Genomic DNA, 9,683 nt, shown 5'->3' with positions numbered 1-9,683 from the left:
TAGCCATTCGGTCCGCCACAGGGGGCGAGCCCTCCGGGTCCCGGTGGTTGCGGGGGCGGCCCACATCGCGGGTGGGCGCGGTGTGGGCGCCGCGCACATGGGGCGCGGTCCGGTCGGTCTCTACCGTGTGGCCACACCGAACCTCCCCGCGAGCAGAGAGGATTCCGCATGGCCTCCCCACCTGCGGAGCGGCCCATCCGCAAGGTTGTCGCCGCCAGCCTCATCGGTACGACCATCGAGTGGTACGACTTTTTTCTGTACGGCGCCGCCGCCGCTCTCGTCTTCAACACCCTCTTCTTCCCCGACTCCGACCCCCTGGTCGGCACCCTCCTCGCCTTCGGCACCTACGCGGTGGGCTTCGCCGCGCGCCCCGTCGGGGCGCTGGTCTTCGGCCACTACGGCGATCGGCTCGGCCGCAAGAAGCTGCTGGTGATCAGCTTGTTGCTGATGGGCGGGGCGACCTTCGCCATCGGACTGTTGCCCACCCACGCCCAGATCGGCTCGGGGGCCGCGGTGCTGCTCACCGTGCTCCGCCTGATCCAGGGTTTCGCGCTGGGCGGCGAATGGGGCGGCGCGGTCCTGCTGGTGTCCGAGCACGGTGACGCCCGCCGCCGCGGGTTCTGGGCCTCCTGGCCCCAGACCGGCGCCCCCGCGGGTCAGTTGCTCGCCACCGGCGTGCTCGCTCTGCTCACCTGGCTGCTCCCGGTGGCGGCCTTCGAGAGCTGGGGCTGGCGGGTGCCGTTCCTGCTGTCCGGCGTGCTGGTCTTCGTGGGCCTGTGGATCCGGATATCGGTGGACGAGTCCCCCGTGTTCAAGGAGGCCAGGGCCCGGGCCGAGGCCCGCCGGGCCTCGGAGGACGGCGAGAGCGCGGTGGACCGCCGGCCGCTCCTCGCCGTGATGCGCCAACACTGGCGCGACGTGCTCATCGCGATGGGCTGCCGGATGGCCGAGAACATCAGTTACTACATCATCACGGCTTTCATCCTGGTCTATCTGACCAACCATCTGGAGATGTCCCGTCAGGTCGGCCTCAACGCGGTACTCATCGCCTCGGCGGTGCACTTCGTGGTCATTCCGATGTGGGGCGCCGCCTCCGACCGGTTCGGCCGGCGGCCGATCTACTTCCTGGGGGCCGCCGGCGTCGGCCTGTGGGTCTTCCCCTTCTTCGCTCTCCTGGACTCCCGGCAGTTCGGTTCCATCCTCCTGGCGGTGACGGTGGGGCTGGTGTTGCACGGAGCCATGTACGCGCCGCAGGCCGCCTTCTTCTCGGAGATGTTCGCCACCCGCATGCGGTACTCGGGTGCCTCCATCGGAGCCCAGTTCTCCTCGGTGGCCGCCGGTGCCCCCGCACCGATGATCGCCACCGCGCTGCTGGCCTCCCACGGCACCTCCACCCCGATCGCCATCTACCTGATCGCCGCGGCGTTGCTCACCGTGGTGGCCGTGGCCTGTGCGCGGGAGACCCGTGATCGGGATCTGTCGGCCATCGGTGAGGACGCCGCCACGCCCTCAGCGGACGGCCGCCCCGGAGAGCCGGCGCAGGCGCAGCGCTAACTGCAATTCCAGAGTCCGTTCGGAGGACTTCCAGTCGTCGCCCAGCAGCCGGCCCACGCGGTCCAGCCGCTGGGTGACGGTGTTGACGTGGACGTGCAGGGTGTCCTTGGCCCGTAGGGCGGACATGCCCCCGGCGAAGTACGCCTCCAAGGTGGCGGTCAGCGCGGCATTGCGCCGGGCGTCGTACTCCAGGACCGGCCCCAGGGTCCGTTGGACGAACCCGTCGATGTCGCGGTGCTCGGCCAGGAGCAATCCCAGGAAACCGAGTTCGGCGGCGGACGCCCCCTCACCCGCCCGTCCCAATGACCGCAGCGTCTCCACGCAGCGCAGGGCCTCGGCGCAGGCCACCGCGACCCCGGCCGGGTCGGTGGCGGGGGAGGGGACCGGGCCGGCCGCCCCGACCGTCACCGGCAGGCCCCCCAGGGCGGCCCCGAGCTGGGTGGCGGCCCGGCGGGCCTGTTCGGCGGCCTCCTCCGCCTCCGTGGGCAGCAGCAGGACGGCGCCACCGTCCCGGGAGGTCGCCAGGCCGTGCCGGGTGAGGGCCAGGTGGGCGGCGGCGGACCGCAGCCGCTGCCGTCCGGCGCCCTCCGGGTCCTCCGGCCCGCCCGGCGAGCCGGCCCGCGCCACCAGGACGGTGTGCGGGCGGTCCAGGTCGGCGCCGATGCGGGCGGCCCGTTCGCGCAGCAGGCGGGGGGCCCGCTCCGGCGCGTCGAGGAGATCGTCCAGCAACTCGCCGCGCACCCGTTGTTCCGCCTCGCCGGCGGTGCGACGGGCGAGCAGCAGCAGCGAGATCACCATGGCGGCGCGCTCCAGGATGCGCAGGTCCGTCTCCGCCGTGTCCCCCGCGTCCCCGGCATCTCCGGAATCTTCGGTGCCCCCGGCACGGGGGTACCGGACCAGGGTCCCCAATCGTTCCTCACCGGCGACCACCGGCACCGCCCGACCGCCGGCCGGCGCCTGCGGGGCCGGTTCCCCGGCGACGTGCTCCCGGTACCCGACCTCGCCGTCCAGCACCTCGCCGACGGCGGCCGTCACATCTTCCACCCCGCCTCCGCGCAACACGATCCGGGCCAGCCGGTCGTGGACCTCCCCGGCCCGTTCGATGGCCCGGCCCCGCTCGCGGATGACGGCGTTGGCGGCCTCCAGCTCGGCCATGGCCGCCCGGGTCCCGGCGAGCAACCGGGCGGTGTCGATGGCCACGGCGGCGTGGGCGGCGAAGGAGGCCAGCAGCGCCACCTGTTCGCGTGCGAAGACCCGGGTCCGCCGGTCGGCGGCGTAGAGCACCCCGATCACCTCCCGCCCCAGCAGCAGCGGCACCCCGAGGATGGCGACCAGACCCTCCTCGGCGACGCCCTCGTCGATGACCCGGGTGTGGCGGAACCGGCCGTCCCGCGCGTAGTCGTCGGTGACATACGGGCGGGCGGTCTGGGCGACCAGCCCGCCCAGTCCCTCTCCCATCCCCAGCCGCAACTGCTGGAAGCGCGCGGAAACGGAGCCCTCGGTGACCCGCATGTAGGTGTCCCCGCGCTCGGGATCGGTGAGCGTCATGTAGGCGATCTCGGTGCCCAGCAGTGACCGCGCCCGCCGCACGATGGCCTGGAGCACGGCGTCGGGGTCGCGCAGCCCGGCGAGATCGCGGGCGGTCTCGAAGAGCGCGGTGAGCGCGGCCTCCCGCCGGCGCAGCCCCTCCAGTTCGGCACGGACCCGCAGGGCCAGGACCCGGGCCCGCTCGTGCTCCGGGGTCGATCCGGCCACCGCACCGTCCGCTCGCCGGTGCTCCTCGGCGGGCGCGCCACGCGCCAGGAGTTCCAGGTGGTGCAGGGCGGCGTGGGCGGCGTCCATGTCCACCATGGTCAACGCGCGGTCCACCCGCCGTCCAGGGGCAGGGAGATGCCGGTGATACCGGCTGCGGCCGGGGTGCACAGATAGCCGACGGCTGCGGCGACCTCCTCCGGCTCCAGCAGCTCCTTGCGGGCCGACCCGGCCAACAACACATCGCGGATCACCTCGGACTCCGGGATGCCGTGGGTCGCCGCCTGGTCGGCGATCTGCCGCTCCACCAACGGGGTGCGCACGTACCCCGGGCAGACACAGTTGGAGGTGACTCCGTGCCGGGCGCCCTCCAGCGCCGCGACCTTCGAAAGGCCCTCCAGGCCGTGCTTGGCCGCGACGTAGGCGGCCTTGTACGCCGAGGCGCGCAGACCGTGCACCGAGGAGATGTTGACGATCCGTCCCCACCTCCGCCGGTACATGTGGGGGAGCGCTCCCCGGATGAGCCGGAAGGGGGCGTGCAGCATCAGGGTGAGCATGTGGTCGAAGCGTTCCGGGGGGAACTCCTCCAGGGGGCGGACCAGTTGGACCCCCGCGTTGTTGACGAGGATGTCCGCTCCGGCACCGGCCCGCTCGGCGGCCTCGAGGTCGGTGAGGTCGGCGACCAACGGTTCGACCGGCGCCTCGTCGGCCAGGCGCCGCAGACCGTCCGCGTCCCGGTCGACGGCGCGCACCGTCGCCCCGGCGGCGGCGAGGTGGAGCGCGCAGGCTCGGCCGATGCCACCGGCGGCGCCGGTGACGACGGCGGTCCGACCGTCCAGGAGCGGAGGCATGGGTTGCGGCATGGTGTCGGCTCCCTGAGTGGGGTTCCGGGGACGTTCAGCAGCGTCCGGTACCGCGTACCGCCGGGCAATGTGCCCGGGCTCCACGCCCGGAGTCCTCACGGTGGTGGCGCACGACACCCGAGGGAGCGGGTGGACGCGCCGCTCCGGGGTCGGGCACACGGGCGGAGCCGCGCGTGCCTGTGGCGTATGAGTCCTCACGCGCCCGGCCGGGCCCGGAAAGCGGGATCCGACAGGCGGCGCGGTCGAGCACGCCGCCTGTCGGGCGGGACGCCGAGTGGGCCGGGCTCTGTTCGACGTCGACTCGGTGACCCCTTCGCGGGGTTGCGGAAGTTCTGGCATGAAGGACGCTGTTTCCGCCCTCCGGGGAGTGGTTTGGGTGCATGCACGTTCATAAGTCGTAGAAAACAGGAATTGCGGAGTTTTCGAAGAGCTGTGATGCATGATCATTGAATTCCCGACGGGAGGGGATTTTCTCCGACGGGGCGAGTAGTATGCGATGTTGATCCAATGGGGAGCTTCATCGGTCGCGAAAGTCAAGAATAATCGACATGTCTTCATTTACCTTCGTCCACGTGCTGCCCTGGTTCCTGGGAGCAGCTCTTTTTGTCGCCGCAGGGGTACGTGACCGCAGGGCCCGGAGGGGGCATGTGGAAAGAGGGGTTCGGAAGCCGCTCGAGATACGGTGGGTTTCCGCTGCGATTTTCGCCGGAGGGTCGCTGTTCGGGGCGCTGTTGGGAGCGCGGGCAGGCTCCGATTTCGTTGTGGCATGGGCTGTTTTCCACACGCTTTCCTGTCTGATGGTGTTCATCGCCCTCACAAAATTTTTGGGAAGATCGCCCGGGGTCGGGGCAAGTGTGGTGTTGTCCGCTCTCTCCGCTGGTGTTTCCTTCTTCCTCTTGCGCGGCCTGGTGGAACTCGCTGCCGCTACGGGCCTTCATTGAGATTGATGTGGCGATAGAGGAAGTAAATGCGAGAAAGTGATCCCAGCGGTGATCTCAATGGCGTGCTGCCCTGGTATGGTGACGTCATTCGATTCCGTGTGGCCACTCCGGGGGAAAGAGTGCGCATCGCGGGGCGAATGGGCTGGTGAATGGCCCGAAGTTTTCGAGGAGCCGTGATGCGGCGGTGACAGTCGTCCTTGCCGAGACCCTTTCAACAGCTGCGGGCAGGAGATGGGTCATTGATATGGTTCGGTAATTTCGTGTATGCCGTTGAAGCATTTCCGGTGCGGGGCATGGACATCCTCATAGGAGTTTTTGTCCGACTTCCGTTGAAGACCTCCATGTCTCACCTGAAAGAGGAGGCGCGAGAATGTTCACACCCGCTCTCTCGTACGTTGAATCAAGCCCAGCGGGGGGAGGGGAGCGCGTCGGGGGCTGCGGATATTTTTGGTGGATCGGCCTGGATATGGGGTGTTCTCTGCGGGGGGAGTATTCTTTTCGCCATGCTACTGGAGGTGGCAGTCGGAATTCCTTTTGATCTCACGCTTTCGGTGCTGTTGTCCGCTTTCCTGCCCTTCTTGGTCATGGGGTTTTTGGAGTATGTCAGGGCGAGTCGTGCGAGACGCAAGTTTTTGACTTCTCGAAATTCTGGGAACAAGCGGCGCGGGCGGGTCGGCCGAGCATTGCCGAATCATCGACCACTGCGGCATCGGTGGCTCATTTTTCCGATTGGCGCGCCTGCCCTGTACCTGATTTTTGGTTTTGTGATTCTCTGGTGATCCGGGCAGTTGAGTCGGTGTGGCAAAGGGCATCATGACGATTGATTCCGTTGGTCCCGAACCGGAGTGTCGTCTCGATCAGGATCGGGGCGACAAGTGTGGGTCTCGTCCTCGGAATGCCCGCGCCGATGGCTTTCGGTTTCGGCTTTTTTGTGAAGGTGGAGGACCGTGAATCGACCCGCCACGACTCGCGCACCGAGAAGGTCACGGCATGGGATGCCCGTGCCTCAACTCTGCGACGCTGTCTCACCTCGACACGAAGGCCATCATCGTAATCATCAAGGGAATCCCGACAACAACCATCAAGACGACCAGGCCAAGGATCCCAAGAGCCGCCCAGATAATCAGCCAGGACAACCTGGTGTAACGCTTCTCCTTTTCGGTCAGAGTCTTGATCTCCGCTTCTTCCCACGACTCCACAAGGCACCTCACTCCCGGATGGAAAAACCCTGCATGCGGTCAACAAGTTGCGTTGGACCCGGTATGGACGCACCGTCATTGTGCCCCGCCACCGTGGGCATTCACAGACCCGACTCCCGGTTCAGCACTTCCTTGATCCAGCGCTGCTTCCTGATTTCGGTCGTGAATGCATCACCCGCATCGAACCTTCAATCGATGGGAGTAAATCCCATGGCCCGGGCAGTAATCACCGCATAGGAGTTGGGATCGGCGACACCGTCGCCGGCCATTCCAATGGCCCCCTTACGGTACATCTCAAGAGTCAACTGACAGCCCGCACCGTACTTGTTCGCAGAAGACCCGGCGTTGTTGGCCTTGGGCACCGACTCGGTCGAGCTTCCGGTGACGGGGGCGCCGCTCCGTCCCGTACCGCCCCCCGCGTATACGGGCCGGTCGTCGCGGCGGGGGTGGTCTTGGTTCCGCGCTGGAGGCATCCGGTCCGGCCGGTCGACCGGCAGAGGATCGGGCCGGTGGGATCGAAGAAGGCGAGAGGGTTGCTGTTGGCATGGACGTAGCCGTGGATCTGCCGGAGGTCGAGCGGGTCCATGATCGGGTCGAGGGAGAGGAAGCGGCCCGGGGCGGGGTCGTACTCCCGGGCGCCGAGGTGGACGAGGCCGGTGGCCTCGTCCTCGGTGACGCCGAGGACGCCTCCACCCTCCACACCGGCACCGGACCCCGCGCCATGGTCCCCTTCCGCAACCTCGCCTCCGTGAGCTTCGCCGCCGCCCACACCATCGCCGCCGCCGGCGCCCGCCCCGTCTTCTGCCCGGTGGGACCGGCCACTCCCAACCCCACGCCCCACGCCCGCGCACGTCCTCGCAGCCCTCACCCCCGCATCAAGGCGGTGCCGGTCCTGCGCCACGGCGATGACACGAACTCTCCCCCGCCACCATCCCCCGGTCTCGTCGTTGCGTATGGTGTGAACTTTTCGACTTCGGGGCCCACGGGCGCCGCTCTGCGCCTCCACGGCGTCTGTAAGGCATACGGTCGGCGCGCGGTGCTGCGCGGGGTGACCCTGGACGTGCCCCGGGGCTGTCTGCTCGGCATCGTCGGCGCGAACGGCGCCGGCAAGAGCACACTGCTGCGGATTCTGGTGGGGCAGGCGGCAGCCGACAGCGGCACGGTCCTGTGCCGTGGGCGGATCGGTTACTGCCCGCAGAACACCGTGCTGCACCCGGCCTTGACCGTCCGGGAGCATGTGCGGTTCTTCCGGGCCGCCTACCGACTCGACGACTGTCGGCGGGCGTGGGAGTTGCTGGAGCAGTTGCGTTTCGACGAGAGCCCTCGCAGCCGTCTGCACACACTCAGCGGGGGGACGCTGCAGAAGCTGAATCTGGCCGTGGGGTTGATGCACGATCCGGAAGTGCTGCTGCTGGACGAGCCGTATCAGGGTTTCGACTGGGAGACGTATCTGCGTTTCTGGGAGATCGCCGGAGACCTGTGCGAGCGGGGTCGCACGGTCGTGGTGGTCTCCCACCTCGCCCATGACCGGGAGCGGCTGGACGTGCTGCACCGGTTGAGGGACGGGGTCCTGACCCCCGACCACGTTGGTGCGGTGGAGGGCGTCGCATGAGGTGGTGGTGGCAGTGCCTGGGCACGGCGGTGCGTCACGCCGTGCTGGAGCAGGCCCGTAACCGGTTGGCGCTGACCCTGGTGGTCTTCTTCATCCCGCTGTGGCTCACGCTCGCCCACCGGGTTCTGCCCGCTGATCCGGTGCGGTTCTTCCTGCGCGCGGCAGACCGGTCGGTGACCCTGGAGGCCCACCTGGTGACGCAATTGTCGGGGGCGTTGCACTCGATCACTTTGATCGTCGGCTTCATGATGTTCCTCGCCGCTCGTCGGTCGGCGGAGTTCGACCACCGGCTGGTGATCGCCGGATACCCGCGGCTGTGTCTGTTGTTGGCCCGCAGCGGCGTGCTGCTGCTCACCGCGGCGCTGACGGCCGGTTACGCCACGGCCCTGGTGTGTCTCTTCCAGCGGCCCGAACGCCTCGACGTCATGGTCGCCGCGTTCATGGTGGGGGCCCTGACCTATGGGGGCATGGGCATCCTGCTCGCGGCGATGCTGCGCAGTGAGCTGGCGGGAATGTTCGTCGTCATCATGATCAGCCTGATCGATCTGACGTTGCAGAGTCCCGTGGCCAATCCCGCCGCGGACAGCCCTCTGCTGAGGTGGTTGCCGGCCTACGGAGCGATGCAGGCGGCCGTGGCCGCGGCGGACCTCGACGCCATCCCCTGGCATCAACTCCTGCTGGGCCTGTGCTGGTCGGCCGGCCTGACGGCGGCCGGATTGGCGGCCTTCACCGCGCGCACCGGCCGGCGCACCCTGGCCCGGAGGCTTCCGCGCCCCCGTGGCGCCGGGCCCACCGCGCGCCTCGTGGCCTTCCGCCTGCTGCACCCGCTGCGCGCCGGTGCCTATCGACGGGCCGGCATCCGTGACGCGACGGTCATCGCCGGTTACGAGATCTGCCGCCGCGTGACGCGCCGCGCGGGCCCCGTGGAGGCGGCTCTCCCCGGGCTCTTCCCGGCATCCCTGAGACCTCTGCTGTGGGCTGTGTACGGGTACGGCTGGTACCTCGACGACACCTCCGACGACCGGCGGCTGGACCGGCGGGAGAGGTTGGAGCGAGTGAACCGGTTCGGTGAACTGCTGGAAGCCGATCTGCGGCGGGGACACAGCCGGGATCCGCTGCGTGCGGCCATCGTGCACGCGGTGTGGACCCGGGACCTGCCCGCCGATGGGATGAGGGCGACCCGGGACCTCTACCGCCGGGACGCCGAGGGCACCACCACCCTGACCACCTGGGACGACTGGCGGGCCTACTGGCACACCCTGACCTTTCCCTTCGGGGTGAAGCGCCTGATGACCCTGCTCACCGCCCCCGGACCGACCTTCACCCCGGAGGACATCCGGGCACTGCGGAGGTGGACCGACGCCTTCAACCTCCTGGACGCGCTGCGCGATCTGCGGGAGGACGCGAAGGACGGCTTCGTCAAACTGCCGGCCGCCGTGCTCGAGGAGTACGACGTCGACCCCGAGGAACTCGCGCGGGGACGGACGAGCGGCCGGTACGTCGAGATGGTCCACGCCCTGACCGCCCGGGCCCGCCGGTGGCTGGAGCGGGCAGCGACCGCCGGTACGGGGCATCCCCCGATGGCCGCCGCGCTGGGAACCGTCATCGACCTGCTGCGCCTGGAACTCGACCGCATCGACCACGACCCCCGGGCACTCCTGCGAGGTCCCTCCGGGGTCAACCCGGTCCGCTTCCACTTCACGCTGGCGCGCGGTCGGCTCCGTGTGATCCGGGCCCGGCACCGCCACACCCGATCCATCCC

The 9,683-nt window shown here is 69.0% G+C and carries 8 protein-coding genes; 3 read left to right on the top strand and 5 right to left on the bottom strand.

The window, feature by feature from the left end:
* Positions 1 to 168: 168 nt before the first annotated feature.
* The gene (locus FNQ90_RS05100; protein ID WP_182605160.1) at positions 169 to 1,554 is read left to right on the top strand and encodes an MFS transporter; all 1,386 of its coding nucleotides are present in this window, start codon (positions 169 to 171) and stop codon (positions 1,552 to 1,554) included.
* Here FNQ90_RS05100 and FNQ90_RS05095 read toward each other — a convergent pair.
* From FNQ90_RS05095 to FNQ90_RS28645, 5 genes are all read right to left on the bottom strand, one after another.
* Positions 1,510 to 3,396 carry a helix-turn-helix domain-containing protein gene (locus FNQ90_RS05095; protein WP_182605161.1) on the bottom strand — a complete coding sequence of 629 codons (1,887 nt, stop codon included), beginning with the start codon at positions 3,394 to 3,396 and terminating at the stop codon, positions 1,510 to 1,512. The genes FNQ90_RS05100 and FNQ90_RS05095 overlap by 45 nt on opposite strands.
* 11 nt (positions 3,397 to 3,407) lie before the next feature.
* Positions 3,408 to 4,169 carry a 3-hydroxybutyrate dehydrogenase gene (locus FNQ90_RS05090; RefSeq protein WP_182605159.1) on the bottom strand — a complete coding sequence of 254 codons (762 nt, stop codon included), beginning with the start codon at positions 4,167 to 4,169 and terminating at the stop codon, positions 3,408 to 3,410.
* Positions 4,170 to 6,135: 1,966 nt separating this feature from the next.
* Complete coding sequence (locus tag FNQ90_RS05085; RefSeq protein WP_182605158.1) at positions 6,136 to 6,309, bottom strand: hypothetical protein; 174 nt, start codon at positions 6,307 to 6,309, stop codon at positions 6,136 to 6,138.
* 188 nt (positions 6,310 to 6,497) lie between these two features.
* The gene (locus tag FNQ90_RS05080) at positions 6,498 to 6,671 is read right to left on the bottom strand and encodes a hypothetical protein (protein WP_182605162.1); all 174 of its coding nucleotides are present in this window, start codon (positions 6,669 to 6,671) and stop codon (positions 6,498 to 6,500) included.
* A complete protein-coding gene (locus FNQ90_RS28645; RefSeq protein WP_407699304.1) occupies positions 6,611 to 7,009 on the bottom strand; it encodes an RHS repeat-associated core domain-containing protein in 399 nt (132 codons plus the stop codon). The genes FNQ90_RS05080 and FNQ90_RS28645 overlap by 61 nt, the downstream gene beginning before the upstream one ends.
* 258 nt (positions 7,010 to 7,267) lie before the next feature.
* Here FNQ90_RS28645 and FNQ90_RS05070 point away from each other — a divergent pair, with 258 nt between their 5' ends.
* Together FNQ90_RS05070 and FNQ90_RS05065 are read left to right on the top strand one after the other, a co-directional pair.
* Positions 7,268 to 7,921: an ABC transporter ATP-binding protein gene (locus tag FNQ90_RS05070; RefSeq protein WP_182605156.1), complete on the top strand. Its 654-nt coding sequence runs from the start codon at positions 7,268 to 7,270 to the stop codon at positions 7,919 to 7,921.
* Positions 7,918 to 9,683: squalene/phytoene synthase family protein (locus FNQ90_RS05065; RefSeq protein WP_182605155.1), on the top strand; the 1,766-nt coding region annotated here is incomplete at its 3' end. The genes FNQ90_RS05070 and FNQ90_RS05065, both read left to right, overlap by 4 nt.

The organism is Streptomyces alkaliphilus, from assembly GCF_014141535.1.
Classification (GTDB): domain Bacteria; phylum Actinomycetota; class Actinomycetes; order Streptomycetales; family Streptomycetaceae; genus Streptomyces; species Streptomyces alkaliphilus.
The sequence above is the reverse complement of the archived record's forward strand: the minus strand, read 5'-3'. Positions and strand labels throughout refer to the sequence as shown.

Bases quoted from the DNA above. Each gene is read 5' to 3' on its own strand.
- FNQ90_RS05090 (WP_182605159.1), bottom strand. From the start codon at position 4,169: ATGCCGCAACCCATGCCTCCGCTCCTGGACGGTCGGACCGCCGTCGTC.
- FNQ90_RS05100 (WP_182605160.1), top strand. From the start codon at position 169: ATGGCCTCCCCACCTGCGGAGCGGCCCATCCGCAAGGTTGTCGCCGCC.
- FNQ90_RS05095 (WP_182605161.1), bottom strand. From the start codon at position 3,396: ATGGACGCCGCCCACGCCGCCCTGCACCACCTGGAACTCCTGGCGCGT.